Origin of the sequence: Methylobacterium sp. yr668, assembly GCF_900116245.1 — a bacterium.
Taxonomy (GTDB): Bacteria; Pseudomonadota; Alphaproteobacteria; order Rhizobiales; family Beijerinckiaceae; genus Methylobacterium.
Genome location: NZ_FOZY01000005.1, coordinates 146,413 through 164,406, shown reverse-complemented (window position 1 = coordinate 164,406; position 17,994 = coordinate 146,413). Strand labels below are relative to the sequence as shown.

At 72.8% G+C, this 17,994-nt stretch carries 15 protein-coding genes; 5 read left to right on the top strand and 10 right to left on the bottom strand.

Annotated features, from left to right (window positions below; translation table 11 throughout):
* Positions 1-3 precede the first annotated feature (3 nt).
* On the bottom strand, positions 4-222 hold the full coding sequence (locus tag BM419_RS08660) for an eL24 family ribosomal protein (protein WP_026604841.1): 219 nt from the start codon (positions 220-222) through the stop codon (positions 4-6).
* Positions 223-522: 300 nt separating this feature from the next.
* Here BM419_RS08660 and BM419_RS08655 point away from each other — a divergent pair, with 300 nt between their 5' ends.
* Both BM419_RS08655 and BM419_RS08650 read left to right on the top strand, forming a co-directional pair.
* Positions 523-1,152: a hypothetical protein gene (locus BM419_RS08655; protein ID WP_056525979.1), complete on the top strand. Its 630-nt coding sequence runs from the start codon at positions 523-525 to the stop codon at positions 1,150-1,152.
* A 330-nt stretch (positions 1,153-1,482) separates the two neighbouring features.
* Positions 1,483-2,616, top strand: coding sequence for an aromatic ring-hydroxylating oxygenase subunit alpha (locus BM419_RS08650; protein WP_091926198.1), 1,134 nt, complete (start codon positions 1,483-1,485; stop codon positions 2,614-2,616).
* Positions 2,617-2,623: 7 nt separating this feature from the next.
* Here the strand turns inward: BM419_RS08650 and BM419_RS08645 are convergent, their stop codons facing one another.
* Complete coding sequence (locus BM419_RS08645; protein ID WP_091926197.1) at positions 2,624-3,358, bottom strand: class I SAM-dependent methyltransferase; 735 nt, start codon at positions 3,356-3,358, stop codon at positions 2,624-2,626.
* Between the two features lie 75 nt (positions 3,359-3,433).
* On the opposite strand from BM419_RS08645, the gene trmD reads away from it, so the two are divergent.
* Positions 3,434-4,198, top strand: coding sequence for a tRNA (guanosine(37)-N1)-methyltransferase TrmD (gene trmD, locus BM419_RS08640; protein WP_091926196.1), 765 nt, complete (start codon positions 3,434-3,436; stop codon positions 4,196-4,198).
* A 351-nt stretch (positions 4,199-4,549) separates the two neighbouring features.
* Positions 4,550-5,719, top strand: coding sequence for a phosphoserine transaminase (locus BM419_RS08630; protein WP_091926194.1), 1,170 nt, complete (start codon positions 4,550-4,552; stop codon positions 5,717-5,719).
* 215 nt (positions 5,720-5,934) lie between these two features.
* Here the strand turns inward: BM419_RS08630 and BM419_RS08625 are convergent, their stop codons facing one another.
* The 3 genes from BM419_RS08625 to tesB form a co-directional block, all read right to left on the bottom strand.
* The gene (locus tag BM419_RS08625) at positions 5,935-7,434 is read right to left on the bottom strand and encodes an ammonium transporter (RefSeq protein WP_091679542.1); all 1,500 of its coding nucleotides are present in this window, start codon (positions 7,432-7,434) and stop codon (positions 5,935-5,937) included.
* An 81-nt stretch (positions 7,435-7,515) separates the two neighbouring features.
* Positions 7,516-7,854: a P-II family nitrogen regulator gene (locus tag BM419_RS08620; protein ID WP_010683623.1), complete on the bottom strand. Its 339-nt coding sequence runs from the start codon at positions 7,852-7,854 to the stop codon at positions 7,516-7,518.
* Positions 7,855-8,154: 300 nt separating this feature from the next.
* Entirely contained in the window at positions 8,155-9,054 is a 900-nt protein-coding gene (gene tesB / locus BM419_RS08615; protein ID WP_091926193.1) for an acyl-CoA thioesterase II, read from the bottom strand.
* Positions 9,055-9,152: 98 nt separating this feature from the next.
* Here tesB and BM419_RS08610 point away from each other — a divergent pair, with 98 nt between their 5' ends.
* A complete protein-coding gene (locus BM419_RS08610) occupies positions 9,153-10,418 on the top strand; it encodes an FAD-dependent monooxygenase (protein WP_091926192.1) in 1,266 nt (421 codons plus the stop codon).
* A gap of 10 nt (positions 10,419-10,428) precedes the next feature.
* Here the strand turns inward: BM419_RS08610 and BM419_RS08605 are convergent, their stop codons facing one another.
* The 5 genes from BM419_RS08605 to BM419_RS08585 all read right to left on the bottom strand — a co-directional run bounded on the left by BM419_RS08605 (position 10,429) and on the right by BM419_RS08585 (position 17,975).
* On the bottom strand, positions 10,429-11,385 hold the full coding sequence (locus BM419_RS08605; protein ID WP_091926191.1) for a phosphatase PAP2 family protein: 957 nt from the start codon (positions 11,383-11,385) through the stop codon (positions 10,429-10,431).
* Between the two features lie 74 nt (positions 11,386-11,459).
* Entirely contained in the window at positions 11,460-12,494 is a 1,035-nt protein-coding gene (locus tag BM419_RS08600) for an acyltransferase family protein (RefSeq protein WP_091926189.1), read from the bottom strand.
* A 158-nt stretch (positions 12,495-12,652) separates the two neighbouring features.
* Positions 12,653-13,156 carry a cupin domain-containing protein gene (locus BM419_RS08595; protein WP_091926188.1) on the bottom strand — a complete coding sequence of 168 codons (504 nt, stop codon included), beginning with the start codon at positions 13,154-13,156 and terminating at the stop codon, positions 12,653-12,655.
* Positions 13,157-13,288: 132 nt separating this feature from the next.
* Positions 13,289-14,821, bottom strand: a complete 1,533-nt coding sequence (locus BM419_RS08590) for a glycosyltransferase family 2 protein (RefSeq protein WP_091926186.1) — start codon at positions 14,819-14,821, stop codon at positions 13,289-13,291.
* A 19-nt stretch (positions 14,822-14,840) separates the two neighbouring features.
* Entirely contained in the window at positions 14,841-17,975 is a 3,135-nt protein-coding gene (locus BM419_RS08585; protein ID WP_091926184.1) for a rhamnan synthesis F family protein, read from the bottom strand.
* Between the last annotated feature and the right edge of the window lie 19 nt (positions 17,976-17,994).

Sequence of the window (17,994 nt, the reverse complement as noted above, 5' to 3'; positions counted from 1 at the left end):
CCGTTACTGCTCGAGCCCGGCGCGCTCGACGCGGCGCGCCTGGAGGGCGGCCTCGAAGCCGCGCACGGCCTTGGCGAACTTGTCCCGGCAGTCCGGGTTGCAGAAGCCCACCACGGCGCCGTTGTAGAGCGTCAGCGAGTCCGCCGAGATCGGCTTGCCCGACCACGGGCAGGTCTCGTTGATCGCGTCCTCGATCTTCAACGCTTCTTGATCTCGCGTCATGCGGGTGCCTCGGCCGGCGGATCCCGTCCTCGCATATCGGCCAACGCCCATCGCGCCCGAGGGCGCGGACGCGCTGTCGGGCGTTGACCTCCGGCCTCGCGGGACCGGTCGGCTTGGCATCGGTCGATCTGCTACGGATCGGGAGGCCGGGGCGTAGCGGCAGCCGGCCGGAAAGTCAATTTTTCGGCCCAGCCGGCGTCGCGGCGGTGCCGAAACGGGCCGCCGATCGGTGTTAACTTTTACCGATCGTTAAGCATGTTGGGATTGTCTTCGGGCCATATTCGATCAGGACGCCCGCCGATGTCGGAACCCGCCCGCTCTCACTCGCCGACCGAGTCCGGCAGCTTTCCCGCGACCGGTCCGCTCCGCGACTGGCTGACGGCGATGAAGGCCCAGGCGCCGGCCGAGGCCCGCGGCGATGCCCGGCCCGAGGAGACCCTGCCCGAGGCGAAGCGGCCGCGCGGCGGGGAGACGGCGTGGTCGCCCCGCGTCGTCCCGGCCCCCGAGGCGCCGCGGGCCGCCGCCGAGGATCCTGACATCGCCGAGCTGATGGCCGAGAACCTGATGCTGAAGGCCAGGCTCCGCGTCGAGGCCGAGCGCCAGGACGAGCTGCAGGCCATCCTGGCCGACGAGATCCGGACGCTCCGCGAGCATATCCGCGACGAGATCGGCTCCCTGGAGGATCTCCGGGCCGAGCAGGAGGACGTCCGCGTCGAACGCGAGGAGTTCCGCGGCGAGCGGGAGCGCTTTCGGGCCGAGCGCGAGGAGCTGCGCGCCGAGCGCGACCGGGCGATCGCCGAGCGGGACGCCCTGCGGGCCGAGCGGCTGACCCTGGCCGGCGAGCGCGACGCCCTGCGCGAGGAGCGCGACCTGTGGCGCGCCCGGACCGAGGCGCTGGCCCAGCCGCTGTTCCAGTCCCAGCGGCGCTGAGCGGCGCTGAGCGGCGCCGACCGCATGTCCGGACCCTGAAACGCCGAAGGGCCACCCGAGAGGGTGGCCCTTCCATTGCCGAACCGTGTTGTCCGGCGGAACTGTCCCGAGATCGGGTCTCTGACGCGTCTTAGAGCGACGCGCCGGAGGCGACGGTCCAGGTCCGATGAGCCGAGACACACGGCTGATGACAATGAGACACTGGATCACCTCCTTTCGTTGGTTGCGGGTGAGGCGAAGGTAGGTGGCCGCGCCCGGCTTGTGAAGCCCCGCGCCTGCGCCCGTTTGTCCTCCCCGGCCCGGCGCTTCCCCGTCCCGGCGGCCGGGCGTATGACGGGCGCCCCGAGGTCTGCCCGAACCGCCTTGAACGCGCCCTTCGCCAACCCGCCGCGCCCCGCCGACGAGGCCGCGCTCGATCCCGACGCGATGCGCCAGCCTCTCGGCAACGCGTGGTACTGCGTCGGGCAGTCCCGGAGCCTCGGCAGGGTGGGCGGCCGGTCGGCCCTGCGGGCTGTGGCGCTGAACGGCGAGCAGATCGTCCTGGGCCGCGCCCCCGACGGCGCGCCCTTCGCGCTGCGCGACCGCTGCCCCCACCGCGGCATGGCCCTGTCGAAGGGCCGCTTCGACGGCGACACCCTGATGTGCCCGTTCCACGGCTGGCGCTTCGGCACCGACGGGCGCTGCCGCGACGTCCCGACCCTGTCGGAGCACGACGCCGCCGACTTCTCGCGCATCCAGGTGCAGCGCTTCCCCGTCCGGGAGAGCGCCGGCTTCCTCTGGGTCAACCCGCATCTCGGCCCCGCCGCCGGCGCGGTGCCGGAGGTGCCGGCGCTGGAGTTCGAGCCGGCCGGCTCTCTCGTGGTCGAGCTGGAGGTCGAGGCCTCCTTCGACCTGACGACGCTGAGCCTCGTCGATCCCGGGCACGTCGCCTTCGTCCACGATTCGTGGTGGTTCCGGCCCTCAAAGCAGCTCCGCGAGAAGGTGAAGACCTTCCAGCCGGTGCCGCACGGCTTCGTGATGACGAGCCACGCGACCACGACGAGCGCGCCGGTCTACCGCCTGCTCGGCGGCATCCCCGAGGTCGAGATCGAGTTCCGCCTGCCCGGCGTGCGGCTGGAGCGCATCCGCGCGGGGGAGAAGCGGGTGGCGAACTACACCTTCGCGACGCCGCTGACGCCGGACCGGACGCTGCTCACCAACGCCCTCTACTGGAGCGTACCGGCCCTGAACCTGCTCCGGCCGGTCGCGCGCCCGCTGATGCGGCAGTTCCTGACCCAGGACCAGCAGGTGCTCCAGCACGCGCAGGACGGGCTCGACCGCAAGCCCACCATGGTGCTGTTCGGCCAGGGCGACCTGCCCTCGCAATGGTATTTCCGGCTGAAGCGCGAGGCCCTGGAATCGGCCCGCGACGGGCGCCCGTTCGTCAACCCGCTGGAGCGCCGCGAGCTGCGCTGGCGCTCCTGAGGCGCCGCTACCGCGCCGTCGCGTCGTCGCGGCAGGGCCGGACCGTCTCCGGCCGCGGGCGCGCCTCCGGGGCGGGGGCCGCGAAGATTGCCAGGTAGGCCCCATCCGCGAGCGGCCGGAAGCCGGTCTCGCGGTAGCCCGCGGCGGCGAGCTCGCAGCGCAGGAGCGCCGGCGGCGTGCCGTGCCGCGACGGGATCGCGTCGGCATCGACGATCCCGACCCGGCCGCCCGGACGCATCGCGGCGGCGAGGTTGTGGAGCAGGCCGAAGGGCTGGGTGATCTCGTGGTACATGTGGACGAGGATCGCCGCGTCCACCGAGGCCGGGGGCAGGCGCGGGTCGTGCGGCTCGCCGCGCACGACCGTGACGTTCCCGAGCGCCTTCACCCGCTTCTCTAAGGCCGCCAGGTAGGACGGCGTCACGTCCTCGGCGAGCACGCGGCCCCGCGGCCCGACCCGGGGGCTCAACCGCACCGCGTAGTAGCCGCTGCCGGCGCCGATATCCGCCACCGTCTCGCCGGGCGCGATGCCCATCCCCTCGGCCACCTGCTCGAACTCGCCCGCCCTGTCGCGCTCGGCCTCCGAGGACCAGCGCGGCGCGACGATCTCGGCCACGGGCCGGTCGGGCCTGGGGAAGGCGGCGGCGGGCGCGCCCGGGGGCGCCAGCGGCTCGGCGGCGCGGGCCGGGCCGGCCAGGGCAGCGGTGGCGGCTGCGGCCGCGAGGAGGGCGAGGGCGCGGATCATGGCCGACAACCCGCGGGGCGCGCCGACGGTGCCGGGCCCGTTGACCGTGCCGCACCCCGCGCGCCATCAAGCGCCATGACGCGCGCGGACACGCCCTGGCGGGCCACGATCCTCACCCTCTACCCGGAGATGTTCCCGGGCCCGCTGGGCGTGTCCCTGTCGGGCGACGCTTTGGCGCGGGGCGACTGGACCCTGGAGGCCCGCAACATCCGCGCGCACGGCCTCGGCCGCCACCGCTCGGTGGACGACACGCCGGCCGGCGGCGGGGCCGGGATGGTCCTGCGCTGCGACGTGCTCGGTGCCGCCATCGACGCCGCGACTTACGACGCCGCGACCGGGGCCGACGACCCGCGCCCGCGCCTGCTGATGTCGCCCCGCGGCCGGCCGCTCACCCAGGCCCGCGTGCGCGACCTCGCGGCGGGACCGGGCGCGCTGATCGTCTGCGGCCGCTTCGAGGGCGTCGACGAGCGCGTCATCGCCGGGCGCGGCTTGGAGGAGGTTTCGATCGGCGACTACGTGCTGTCCGGCGGCGAGATCGCCGCGCTGGTGGTTCTGGACGCCTGCGTGCGCCTCCTGCCCGGCGTGATGGGCAAGGTGGAATCCGGCGTCGAGGAGAGCTTCGAGGGCGGGCTCCTCGAGTACCCGCACTACACGCGCCCCCGCGATTGGGAGGGCCGCGCGATCCCGGAGGTCCTCTCCGGCGGCAACCACGCCGCCATCGCCCGCTGGCGGCGGGCGGAGGCCGAGCGGATCACCGCCGAGCGGCGCCCGGACCTGCGCCCCGGGGGCAGCCCCGGTCAGGCCGGCTCGAGGTCGATCACCGGGCCGTCGCGGTCGTAATCCGGCGGGTCGAGCCGCAGCGGCTGCGGCACCAGCCGCGGTGTCCGGCTCGCCTGCAGGAGGCGGGGAATTAAGGCCCCAATAACCAAGAGTAGAACGGACCAGATCGCCAATATCGCGGCGCTGTGGAAAGTCATCGGCGCACCTCAAACGCTACGCGGCACCTCATTAAGGCTAACGGGCCGGGATTAATCGACTGTTCCCCGCCGCCCGGGGTCGTGTCCCGACCGGGGGCAGCGCCGCGAAGACTGCCGCCGGGACGGGCGCTTGCAAGCCGGCCGGTTTCGGCGCATGCGCGAGCCGGGACGTGCCTCCCCCGGGAGCGCGGCCCTCTGCAAGGATGGATCCGCCATGACCAGCCGCCCCACGCAGCGCCCGCGCGTGCCCCACTTCTCCTCCGGCCCCTGCGCCAAGCGCCCCGGCTGGACCCCGGCCGCGCTGGCCGACGCCGCCCTCGGCCGGTCGCACCGCTCCCCCTTCGGCAAGGCCAAGCTCGGCCGGGCGATCGACCTGACCCGCACGGTCCTGCAGGTGCCGTTCGACTACCGGATCGGCATCGTGCCGGCCTCCGACACCGGCGCCGTCGAGATGGCGATGTGGACGATGCTCGGGCCGAAGCCCGTCGAGGTCGCCGCCTGGGAGGCGTTCGGCAAGGAGTGGGTCACGGACGCGCTGAAGCAGCTCAAGATCGCGCCGCGCATTCACCAGACGCCCTACGGGATCCTGCCGGACCTCGCGGCGATCGACACGAAGAACAGCGACGTGGTCTTCACCTGGAACGGCACTGCGGCCGGCGTGAAGGTGCCGGACGGCGACTGGATCGCGGCCGACCGCGAGGGCCTGACGATCTGCGACGCGACCTCGGCGGCCTTCGCCCAACCCCTGCCCTGGGACAAGCTCGATGTCGTGACCTTCTCCTGGCAGAAGGTGATGGGCGGCGAGGCGGCGCACGGCATGCTGATCCTCTCGCCCCGCGCCGTGGCGCGGCTGGAGAGCCACACGCCGTCCTGGCCGCTGCCGAAGATCTTCCGCCTCACCAAGGACGGCAAGCTGATCGAGGGCATCTTCAAGGGCGACACGATCAACACGCCCTCGATGCTGGCCGTCGAGGACTACCTCGACACCCTGGACTGGGCCGAGCGGATCGGTGGCCTGAAGGCGCTGCACGCGCGGGCCGACGCCAACGCGAAGGTCGTCTACGACTGGGTCGCGCGCACGCCCTGGATCGCGCCGCTGGCCGCCGATCCCGCGACCTACTCGAACACGGGCGTCTGCCTCGTGATCGCCGATCCGGACGTGCTCGCCCGCGGCGACGCGGCGGTCTCGGCCTTCGCGGCGGGGATCGTCGAGCGCCTCGACCGCGAGGGTGTCGCCCTCGACATCGGCGCCTACCGCGACGCCCCGGCGGGCCTGCGGATCTGGTGCGGTGCCACCGTGGAGACCTCGGATCTGGAAGCGCTGACGCCCTGGCTCGACTGGGCTTTCGCGGAGGAGAAGGCGGCGCTGACGCGGGCGGCGTAAATACTTCGGGGTCGATGCCCGATCGCCGCCCCGCATCGTCTTTGCGAGCGGAGCGAAGCAATCCAGGGCTTCGCTCCGATTCCGACCGCAGCGCTGCCCTGGGTCGCTTCGCTGCGCTCGCGATGACGGCCTGACGCAACGGAAAACCCCGGTCCTCGCGGAGCCGGGGTTTTCTCGTTCGGGAGACGCGGCCCCGCGGGGCCGCGCCGTCCGTCTCAGTAGTTGTAGGCGCGCTCGCCGTGATCGGCGATGTCGAGGCCCTCGCGCTCCTCTTCCTGCGTGACGCGCAGGCCGATCGTCACGTCGACGAGCTTGTAGAGGATCGCCGAGCCGATGCCCGACCACAGCAGGGTCAGGCCGACCGCCTCCGCCTGGACGATGAGCTGGCTCATCATGTCGTAGGCACCAACGGCGAGCTCGCCCGGCTTCGAGGTGTAGTCGGGGATGCCGACGCCGCCGAGGTTCGGGTCGACCAGGATGCCGGTCGCCAGCGCGCCCAGGATGCCGCCGATGCAGTGGACGCCGAAGACGTCCAGCGAGTCGTCGTAGCCCAGCGCGTTCTTCACGGTGGAGCACATCACGAAGCAGACCACGCCGGCGACGAGGCCGAGCACGATCGAGCCCATCGGGCCGGCGAAGCCGGAGGCCGGGGTGACCGCGACGAGGCCGGCGACCGCGCCCGACAGCATGCCGAGCAGGGACGGCTTGCCCTTGAGGGCCCACTCGGCGAACAGCCACGCCACCGCGGCGCCGCAGGTCGCCACGAAGGTGTTGAGCATCGCGAGGGCGGCGGTGCCGTTGGACTCGAGGTTCGAGCCGGCGTTGAAGCCGAACCAGCCGACCCACAGCAGCGAGGCGCCGATCATCGTCATGGTCAGGGAGTGCGGGGCGAGCAGGTCGCGGCCGTAGCCGATGCGCTTGCCCATGATCAGGCAGCCGACGAAGCCGGCGATGCCCGCGTTGATGTGCACGACCGTGCCGCCCGCGAAGTCGAGGGCGCCCTTCTGGAAGAGGAAGCCGGCATCCTTGTTGACCGCGTCGAGGGCCGCCTGGGCGGTCGCCTTCGAGGCGTCGTCGGTGGCGGCGGCCAGCGCCTTCGCGGCGTTGCCGACGGCGTCCGGGCCGGCCCAGTACCAGACCATGTGGGCCATCGGGAAGTAGATGATCGTGACCCAGAGGATCGTGAACACCACCAGCGCGGAGAACTTCATCCGCTCGGCGAAGGCGCCGACGATCAGCGCGGGCGTGATCATGGCGAACGTCATCTGGAAGCACAGATAGGCGTATTCCGGGATCACGACGCCGTTCGAGAAGGTCGCGACCGTCGAGTTCGCGTCGACGCCCTTCAGGAAGGCCTTCGAGAGGCCGCCGACGAAGTCGTTGAGGCCGCCGCCGCTGGTGAAGGCGAGGCTGTAGCCGTAGAACACCCAGAGCAGGCCGACGATCGACACGATCGCGAACACCTGGGTCAGCACCGACAGCATGTTCTTGGTGCGCACGAGGCCGCCGTAGAACAGCGCGAGGCCCGGGATGCTCATCATCAGCACCAGGGCCGACGAGATCAGCATCCAGGCCGTGTCGCCCTTGTTGGGGATCGGCGAGGGCGGCGGCGAGGCGGCTTCCGGTGTCGGGGTCTGCGCGAGGGACGGCTCGATCAGGAGGGCGGCGATCGCCGCCCCTCCCAAGCCGAGCATGAGGGCATGACGAAGTTTCATGGGCACGTGGCTCCCGGTCTCAAGTCCGTAGTGTTTCAGGAGGTCTGGGGATCGGCGGGCCCGGGCGCACCGGGCCGCGGATCAGAGGGCGTCGGCGTCGGTCTCGCCGGTCCGGATGCGCACCGCCTTCTCCAGCGGCATCACGAAGATCTTGCCGTCGCCGATCTGGCCGGTCCGCGCGGCCCCCGCGATGGCGTCGATCACGCTGGACGTCAGGTCCGAGGCGACGGCGACCTCGATCTTCAGCTTCGGCAGGAAGCTGACGGCGTATTCCGCGCCGCGGTAGATCTCGGTGTGGCCCTTCTGGCGGCCATAACCCTTCACCTCCGTCACCGTCAGGCCGTGCACGCCGATTCCGGTGAGCGCGTCGCGCACCTCCTCGAGCTTGAACGGCTTGATGATGGCCATCACGATTTTCATGGGCGACGCCCCCTTCGAAGTCCTCGGGAACCGTTGCCGTCACCCGACCTGCGGGACGAGCCGACCCGGACCGTCCGCAGGCTCGGGATGACCCGCGGTCGAAGGCCGCTATTCAAGGACTATGCCAGACAAGCTTGGCCGGGAACATTTTGGCCGGTCGCCATTTTGCCCATCGATTAGCCCGATGCGGCCAGATCGCGGGCAGGACCGGTCGCGCTGCCGCACAAAGACGAGGCAATCTGCCCAATTCCGTGCATCTCGCCCCGTTGCCTGCTGGCAACACACGCGCGGCAACGCGATTTAATCCCGCGTCGGGCGGATCAGCCCCTCCTGCGCCACCGACGCTACGAGGTTGCCGGCCCGGTCGAAGATCTGGCCCCGGGCGAAACCGCGGGCGCCGCCCGCGACCGGGCTGTCCTGGGCGTAGAGCAGCCAGTCGTCGATCTTCACGGGCCGGTGGAACCAGAGCGCGTGGTCGAGGCTCGCCGCCTGGATCGTCGGGTCGAACACCGAGCGCGCGTGCGGGATCAGCGAGACGTCGAGCAGGGTCATGTCGGACGCGTAGGCCAGCACGGCCCGGTGCAGCGCCGGATCCTCCGGCAGCGCCGAGGCCGCGCGCAGCCAGACATTGAAGATCGGGTCCGGCGCCCGGCCGCCCGCGCCGGCGGGCAGGTAGCGGTTCAGATCGACCGGCCGCAGCGCGATCGGCCGCTCGCGGCCGAAATAGGCGGCGATCGCCTCCGGCATCCCGGTGCCGCCGGCCGCCGCCAGGGCCTTGCCGTCGAGGAGCCCCTCGGGCCCGGCCACCGCCGGCATCGCCGGCTGGTGCGTGAGCCCCTCCTCGACGACCTGATAGGAGACCGTCGTGGCGAAGATCGCGCGCCCGTGCTGGATCGCCTTGACCCGGCGGGTCGTGAAGCTCCGCCCGTCCCGGATCCGCTCGACCTCGTAGACGATGGGCGTGCGCGGGTCGCCGGGCAGCATGAAGTAGGCGTGGAGGGAGTGGGCGGGACGGTCGTCGGGCACCGTCCGGGTCGCGGCGACCAGGGCCTGCGCCACCACCTGCCCGCCGAAGACGCGCCGCCAGCCTGTCTTAGGGTTCTGGCCGCGGAACAGGTCGACCTCCAGGCGCTCCAGGTCGAGGATGGCGATCAGCTCGGCGACGGCGTCCGTCATCGCGTCGGTGTTGGCGTCGGTCATGACCCGCGGGGTTTCCGTTCGTTGCCCGCGTGCGACATAGGCTTTTCGGACGAACCAATCCACGCGTCCCGCGCGGGACCCCTAGGAGATCCGCCCCGATGACGGCCGAGACGCCTCGCCCCGGCAGCCGCAGCCTCCTGATCGCCGGCGGCGGCCTGCCCAGCCTCGCCCTGGCCCTCGCCCTGAAGCAGGCCCACGGGCCGGCGCTGGCCGTGACGGTGATCGACCCGGGCGCCGCCGACCCCGCCCGGCATCGCGGCCGCGCCTACGCCCTCGCGGCGGGCGGGCGGCGCATGCTGGAGCGCCTCGGCCTGTGGGCCCGGGTCGCCGACGCGGCCGAGCCGATCGGCGAGATGGTGATCAGCGACAGCCGCCTCGCCGACCCGGTGCGGCCGGTCTTCCTGACCTTCGGCCGCGAGGCGGACGCGGAGCGCGACGACGGCGAGCCCTTCGCCCACATGATCGAGGCCGAGCCGCTCGCCGCGGCCCTCGCGGAGGCCTGCCGGGCGGCGGGGGTCGCGATCGTCGCCGCCGGGGTCGTGCGCGCGGTGCCGGAGGGGGCCGCGATCCGCGCGGCGCTCACCACCGGCGAGACCCTGCGGGGCGACCTGCTGGTGGCCGCCGACGGCGCGCGCTCGCGGCTGCGCGAGGCGGCACGGATCGGCTGGGTCGGCTGGTCCTACCCGCAGGTCGGGATCGTGGCGACGATCGGCCACGCCCGGCCGCACGAAGGCCGCGCCTTCGAGCACTTCCTGCCCGCGGGCCCGTTCGCGATCCTGCCGCTGCGGGACGGCGGCCCCCTGGGGCACCGCTCCTCCATCGTCTGGACAGAGCGGTCGGACGACGCCGAGGCCCTGCTCTCCGGCGGCCCCGACGAGGTGCTCGCCGAGATCGAGCGCCGGTTCACCCTGGATCTCGGCGCGCTCGCGCTGGAGCACGGCCCCAGCCGTCACCCCCTCGCCTTCGGCATCGCCCGCGCCTTCCGCGCCGAGCGCCTCGCCCTGCTGGGCGACGCGGCGCACATGATCCACCCGATCGCCGGCCAGGGCCTCAATCTCGGGCTCGCGGACGCCGCGGCGCTGGCCGAATCCGTGACCGGCGCGCTGCGCCTCGGCCTCGACCCCGGCAGCCCCGACGTGCTGCGCGCCTACGAGCGCGCCCGGCGCTTCGACAGCTTCGCCATGGCGGCGGCGACCGACGGGCTGAACCGGCTGTTCTCGAACGACGCCCTGCCGCTGCGGCTCGCCCGCGACCTCGGCCTCGGGATCGTGGACCGGCTGCCGGGGCTCAAGCGCTTCTTCATCGGCGAGGCCGCGGCCGCGCGCGACTCGCGGCCCCGGCTGATGCGGGGCGAGGCGCTCTGAGACGCCGACGTCAGGCCCGTCCCGGCGCGGGTCCGCCCTCCGGCGCTCCGGGGCGGAGCGCGTCCGCGGCCCGCCGCCGCCGCCCGAGCGCCCGCGCGGCGCAGATCGCCAGGACGGCGATGACCAGCCCGGCGATCACGTCGACGAAGTAGTGGCCGCCGTCGATCGGCGTCGCGGCGATGAGGAGGACGTTGACTAGGAGGGCCGGGATCCGGGCCGCGCGCAGGTGCCAGAAGGCCCAGATGTAGAGGGCCCCCAGCGCCGCGTGGAAGCTCGGGAACGTGATGATGCCCTCGACGTGGTCGAGGGAGATCGTCCGGAGCGTGCCGTCGCGCAGGCCGGTCAGGTCCGCGACGTGGACGTAGGACGCGGCCGGGTGCAGGTTGGGGAAGTCCGCCGGGGACAGGTCCAGGAACACGAAGTTGGCCAGGGCCGGCGTCAGTGCCGAGATCAGGACCGTCACCGTGCCGGCGAGGGCGAAGGCCAGGACGAAGTCCCGCAAGGCCCGCAGCCGGCCGCTGAAGCCCAGCAGGATGACCACCAGCATGGTCTGCAGGATCAGGCTCCGGTAGGCCAGCGAGAGCGCCAGCCCGAGCCGCGGATGTCCGTCCACGAAGGCGAGGTAGGCGCGCCAGTCCAGTCCGAGCCGCCGGTCCCAAGCGTCGAAGGTCGAATCCCAGAGCGGGCCGCCGGTGCTCGCGACGGTGTACGACAGCGCGGCCGCGCAGGCGCTGAAGGCGATGACCTGCGCCAGCGCGCTCAGCGTCGCGGCGATGCGCGGCTCGGGGCGGCGCGTGCGGTAGACCCGCGCCAGGGCCTCGAGTCCGCCGCAGGCCGCGAGGGTGACGAGGGCGCTGTCCCAGGCGAAGTGCAGCCCGGCGACCGCCATCCAGACGATCGTGGCGACCAGCGTGGCGGCGATGAGGGGCCACGCGCCGACGCCGCCGCGCGGGCGCTCAGCGAACATCGGGGCCCCTGGCGTGTGGCGCTGTCATCGAAGGTCTTGCGGCCGGAATGCCGGCGGATCGTCCCGCACAAGTCTTAAGGATCCGCCCCGGACAAGCCCGGCCGCGCGCGACGCCGGCGGCCGGCGAGCCCGTCGACCAAGCCGTCGACAACACTGTCGGCGGCCGCGCGGACGGCCCGGATCGGCCCGCGCAGCCCGCGGGCCGCGATCAGGTGCAGGGGCAGGCCGATTGCGGCGAGCAGCACCAGGCCGTCCCACCGGTCCCAGGCGGGCCAGTGCGGCGCCAGGAGGAGGAAGACGCCGCTGACGATGTAGAGTTCGAAGTTCGCCCGCCCCAGCAGGCCGGCCGCGGCGCGCGACGGGCCGCGCAGCCGGCCGACGATCGCCAGCGCGAACGCCGAGCCCGCCGTGGCCGTCACGGCGAACAGCGCCGGGTCGCCGTACTGCCCGGTCGCGACGTGGACGAAGTTCCGCGGCGCGCAGAGCAGGAGCACCGCGAGGCCGCAGGCGCCGAGCGGCGCCGACACGTCGAACGCCCGTGGCCCGAGCCTCAGGCCCGCGACGTAGAACGGCAGGGCGCCCACGAGCGCGTGGACCTGCCAGTACGGGAACGCCCGCGCGCTGCAGGTCCACGACAGGGCCAGGGCGCCGCCCAGAACGATCCAGTAGCCGCCCGGGAAGGTCGCCGCGCGCGCGGCGGCGTCGATCACCCGCACAAGCCCCAGGGCGACCAGGAACCAGAGCACGCCCAGACCGAAGTCGCGGCCGCACAGCGCGTCGCCCAGCGCGTCCCCGGGCGACAGGGTGCCGGCGAGGGCCTGGGGCACCAGCGCGAGAGTGCCGAACGCCAGCGTCACCGCCACGAGCCGCAGCGCGGAGCGGCAGGCTTCGCCGAGACTCGCCTCGCCCTTGATCCGGTCGACCATCCCGCAGAGCAGGAAGAAGAACGGCATGTGGAAGGCGTAGATGACCCGCCAGACCGCGAGGGCCGGCCCCGGCTCGGGCCCCGACGGGCCGTAGAAGACAGGCTGCAGCAGGTGGCCGGAGAGGACCAGCAGCACGGCGAGACCGCGCGCGGCGTCGAGCTGCAGGTCGCGGGGTGGGGGCATCGGGTCGGTTCGCGGCGTCGGAGCGCCGATGATGCCGCGCCGAGCCTTAGCAAGCCGTGTCACCGGATCGCGGGATTCAACCTAGATTACGCCTCGTCGGCGCGGCGCGGCGGACGCCGCCGGCGCCCGCGCCTCAGCCGGCGACGAGCGCCCGCGCCTCAGCCGGCGACGAGCGCCCGCGCCCGGCGCAGCCACCGCAGGGACGCCTCGACCAGGGTCGGGCTGCGGTGCTTGAGGATCGCCGATTTCAGGAGCATCCTCGGCACCTCCCAGAGCTGGACGGACCCGACCGGGAAATGCGCCACGTCGCCCGGCGTCAGGTGGTGGCGGCTGCCGTCGGCGTCGGTGACGAAGACCTCGCCGTCGAGGATGGTGATGATCTCGTCGGCGTGGTGGGTCCAGCGGAACGTGCTGGCCGTGGTGCGCCACAGGTAGACCTGCGCGCTGCCGTCATGGGTCTGCGAGACCTCCGCGACCTCGGTGACGGGGTCGCCGGAGACGACCCAGTCCGCCGGGATCGGCGCCGGGGCGAAGGCGCCGCCGCCCGACCGGACCGCCGTGCTGGCGACGGGACGACCCCGCTCGTGCAGCCGGATCTCCGCCGCGAGGCCGACCAGGGCGAGGCCGACGAGGAGGGCGGCGGCGGTGAGCGGCTTCTTCACGTTGGGCTCCCCACCCCGGCGCGGACGGTTCCGTCCGCGCATCCGCCATGATGGGTAGAGGCTCGGACTGCCCCGTTCCAGCCCGCGACGCCGAACTTCGCGCGTTTAGCTTAACCCGGGCGCGCCGGCCGATCAGGCGGCGTCCGCCCGGCGCTCGGCGATCCAGCGCGTCGCGTCGGCCCGCGGGGCAACCACGTCGGTGTCGATGCGCAGCTGCGGGCTGTAGGCCGGATCCTCCGCGATGACGTCGCCCCAGCGGCGCAGGAAGCGGGCGATCTGCGAGCCCGGCGCGAAGCTGGTCTGCCGCGAGGCGCTCTCGTGGTGCGCCATCTCGGCGAAGGGCGTGTAGACGATGCGGTAGCCGAGCTGCCGCATTTTCAGGCACAGGTCGACGTCGTTGAAGTCGAGGGCGAAGCCCTCGTCGAAGCCGTTGACCGCCTCCAGCACCGCCTTGCGGGTGGCGAAGAGCGCCCCGGTCACCGCCGAGCAGTCGCGCTGCGTCAGGGCCCAGTCGCCGTAGGTCGGCTCCGCCGCGTCCCGGTTGTACCAGGGGTGGGCGAACACGTCGAAGATGCCGCCGGTCATGCCGGCATGCTGGATCTTGCCCGTGGGGAACAGCAGCCGGCCGCCGGCGCCGCCGACGCCGCGGTCCAGCGCGAAGGTCAGGAGCGCCTCGATCCAGCCGGGCCGGCGCACGACGAGGTCGTCGTTCATCAGGATGACGAGGTCGGTCTCGGCCGCGCGCCAGAGCGTGTTCATCTTGGCCGCGTAGTTGAACCGCTCGCCCGGAGCCCGGGTCGTCAGCAGGCGGGTCACGGTGAAGCGGTCGGAGCGGCCGCGGTAGATCGCGTCGTCGGCCACGTCGTCGCCGATCAGCACGCGGATCCGGTCGGCCGGGTAGGTGCTGCGGCCGAGACTGTCGAGCAGGTTGATCACGTGGGGCTTGGCGCCCTCGACGGCGCGGCCCTGATCGTCCTTCGAGCGGCTCTGGTTGGTCGGCACGACCAGGGTCACGGCCGGCCGCGCGTCGAAGCTCCGGCGGATCTCCAGCGTGTCCGGGCTCAGCCCCGGGGCGGCGCGCAGGGGCATGCCGGAGGTCTCGAACCAGCGGTCGAGGGCGTGGGCGCGCGCCGTGCGCGTCGCCTTCGGGCGCTCCAGCGGCGAGGCGATCAGGGTCTGGGGGATCCGGTCGATGCCGATCCCCGCGGAGATCGTGCCGAGCAGGAATCGGAACCACGCGGCGCTGCCGTGGCGCAGGCCGAAATCGGGGCTCAGGCCGGCCAGGGCCGAGACGCGGATCAGCAGCGGGAAGCCGATATAGTCGTCGGCCATCAGGAGGGCCGGGTTGAAGGCCGGCTTGCAGTGGACACTGCGGACCTGGCCGGCGCCGTCCACCACGGCGTCGTCGCCGTAGAAGATGCCGATATCGGGCCGCTCCGCCAGCGCGCGCGTCAGGTGCGCCGCGAGGTCGGGGCGCAGCTCGGAGGCCGTGGGCGCGACGAAGATCGCCCGGCAGGCGGGGAACTGGCCGGAAGCGACCTGGGCGAGCCGGCGCTCGTCGAGGGGGCGGAACTGCCCGTCGAGGGGCAGCGGCAGGATCGCGTCCGGCCACGGGAGCGTGCCCCACGAGGCCGACGGGGCCGGAACCGGCTTCTTCTTCAACACGGGTCGCGTCTCCGGGGATTCAGGACCGTTCGGCGGCCAGGAGGCGGGTCAGGCTCGCCTCCATGGCCCGCGCCACCGCGCCGATGGATAGCCGCTCGCGGATGCGGGCCCGGGCGGCGGCGCCGATCCGGGCCGCGTCGCCGCCGGTCACCGCCCGGGCCGCGTCGTTGAGGGCCCGGGTGAGGTCCGCCTCGTCCACCTGGCCCCACTCGGCGCCGCGCAGGTACGGGCCGTAGGTCTGGTCGAGGGCCGTGACCTCGGCCTTCACGGGGAAGCCGCAGGTGGCGTCGAGGAAGTCGCGGCAGCCGCCGTAATCGGTGGCGACCACGACCTTGCCCATCTCCATCGCCTCGGCGATCGTCAGGCCGAAGCCCTCCGAGGAGTGCGACGACGCGTAGACCGCGCAGAGATCGAACAGCGCGCCGAGCTCGTTCTGAGAGAGCGGCTGGTCGATCACCACGACGTCGCCGGACGTGCCCACGAGGTCGAGGAGCTTCTTGCCCTCCTCGGGCAGGTCGAACACGTGCTTGGTCTTGAGCACGAGCTGCCAGCCGGCCTGCCCGAGACCCGCCGCCCGGAAGGCCCGGATCAGCGCGTGCGGATTCTTGCGGGCGAGGTAGCTGGAGCCGTCGAAGGCGTAGAGGATCACCCGCTTGGACGGGTCGATCGCGAAGGCCTTGCGCAGGTTCGCCTTGGCGGCAGCGCTCACCGGCTCGCCGGCCTCGTTCTCGACCACGTAGGGAACGACGTCGACCGGGATGTCGGTGATCTGCCGGAAGATCGCCGCGCAGAACTCCGTGGGCGCCCAGATCGCGTCGAGGCCGTCGACGGTCGGCAGCCAGCCCCCGGGCACGTGCGAGGTCTCCCAGACGAACAGCCCGATCTTCAGCCGCGCCTCTGCGGCGATCGCCCGCTGCCGGTCACTCATCAGCGAGTGCCAGCTGTCGCCGTTGAAATGCACCAGCGCGACGTCGGCGGGGCCCGAGAAGGTCCGGGCCTGCCACGCGGGCGCCACCCGGGCGTGGACGTGGAACGGCCGCTCCATCGGGTGGACGTTCAGCGCGAAGGGGGTCCGATGCAGGGCGCGGGCGTAGCTGCGGGCCGCGACGCCGAGGCCGTTGGCGTAGTTCATCGGCGAGACGTAGGCGACGCGCTGCGGCCGCTCCGGCGCCCGGGGCCGGCGCAGGTCGGCCCAGATCCTGGCGCCCGGATACGTGTAGGTCACGTCGAGCCGGTCGAGGTCGAAGCCGCGCTCGGCGATCGCCTCCCGCACCGCCGCCCCGCCGATCGCGGCGTGCTCGCCCAGCAGCGAGCGCTTCACGAACGGGAAGCCCTGGCTGAGCATGTTCTCCCAGTCGAACAGGGTGCGGTTGTTGCGCGGGTCGTTGACCAGCGACATGTGCTTGTTCTGGGCCGAGAACAGGCTGCGCATCCCGAGCCCGGCCGCCCGCATCCGCTGCGAGAAGGTCAGCTCGTACTCGGTGATGACCGCGTTCTTGTCCGGCCAGTTCGCCACCGACAGGAGGAAGTGGCTGAAGGCGTAGGAGGACAGGCAGCGCCGCTTCAGGGCCAGGAAGAAGCTCTGGAGGTGGTGGCTGTAGTAGAAATTGTCGGCGAGGCCGATCACCGCCTCTGGGAAGGCGTCGATCTTGGCGAGCAGGCCGGCGAAGTCGTCGCGGTCGAGGGGCCCGACGAGGCTGTCGTTGGCGAGGTAGAGCGTCTCGGAATCGAGGAGGTCGGTGTCCTCCAGGAGGACATGCGCCCAGGCGGCGAAGTCGAAGCCGCTGTTCTCGCGCAGGTAGACCGAGGCGCAGAGATCCAGGATCGCCTGCGGCACGGCGTTCTTGTGCTGGTCGGCGGCGATGATCAGGACGAGGTCGGTCCCGTTCTCCGCGAAGGCCTTGAGGTAGGGCTCGACGTGGCCGCGGATCCGCCCCTCGGGGCAGTGTGTGATGAACAGGGCCGTGCGGCCGTGCCGCCGGGGCTCGCGCTTCAGGCAGGAGAGGCGCGCGTCGGAGGCTTCCGGCACCGCGGCCCCGGGGACGCGGCGGGTCAGGCGGCCCGCCTCCAGGCCGGTGGTGACGTAGTCGATCAGCGGGTTGAGGCCGAGCGCCGCGACCTTCGGGTAGCGGGCGCGGTACCAGGGCGCGTCGAAGCGCGGCGACGGGCTCGTCGTGCGCCCGCCATCGGCGAGGAAATGCGCCAGCGGGTTCTGCCCGGCCGCGTCGTCTTCAAGGTAGGTCTCGGTGTACCAGCGCGTGGCGAACCAGGGCCCCGGGTCGAGGCCCTCGGCGGCGCCGTGCTCCAAGTAATGGACCAGCGGGTTGAGGCTGTCGGCCCGCACCGCGGCGGACTGGGCCGCGTACCAGTCGGGATCGAACAGCGGGTGCGGCGCGTAGCGGCGGTAGCCGCCGGCCATCACGTAGTGCTCCAGGGGCTCGAGCCCGCTGGTCTCGGCCTCGGGGCAGCGCTCGCGGTAGAAAGCGGCGTCGAAGAGCCCCGACCGCCGGATCAGGTCGACGTGCCGCGACAGGCCGGCGAACTCCTCCGGGTTGCGCAGGTAGCCCTGCTTCCGGCCGGTCTCGAAGAAGTGGCTCAGCGCGTTGCCGCCGGCCGCGCGGGCATCCGGGTAGCGGGACAGGTACCAGGCGGTGTCGAACTGAGGCGACGGGTCGGTGTCGCCCCGCGACAGGAAGTCGGAGAACGCCCGGGCGCGGTGCTCCGCGCCGCCGAGGTAGCGAGTCGCGTACCAGTCCGGGTCGAACAGCGGGTTGGGGCGGATGCCCGCCGCGGCACCGCGGTCGAGGAAGTGGAGCAGCGGGTTGGTGCCCTCGGCCCGGAGGCCCGGGACGGAGTCGAGGTAGAGGTCGCCGTGGAAGAGCGGGTGCGGCCAGCGCCCCTCGCGCCCGCCGTGGACCGCGTAGTGCACCGCCGGATCGATCCCCTCGCCGACCACGTCGGGGTAGCGCCTCGCGTACCAGGCCGGGTCGAACAGGCCGGATTCCTTGACCGCGCGGACGAGGTCCGCCTGGCGGGGTTCGGTGCGGCGGCGGCCCTTGAGGCGCCGGGTCAGCGGGCGCGCGAGGGACTGCGCCGCGCCGGCGAGGCCGGCCTTCTCCGACGATCCGACGACGAACACATCACGAAGGCGCATGGTCAGGTCCGGATACGCG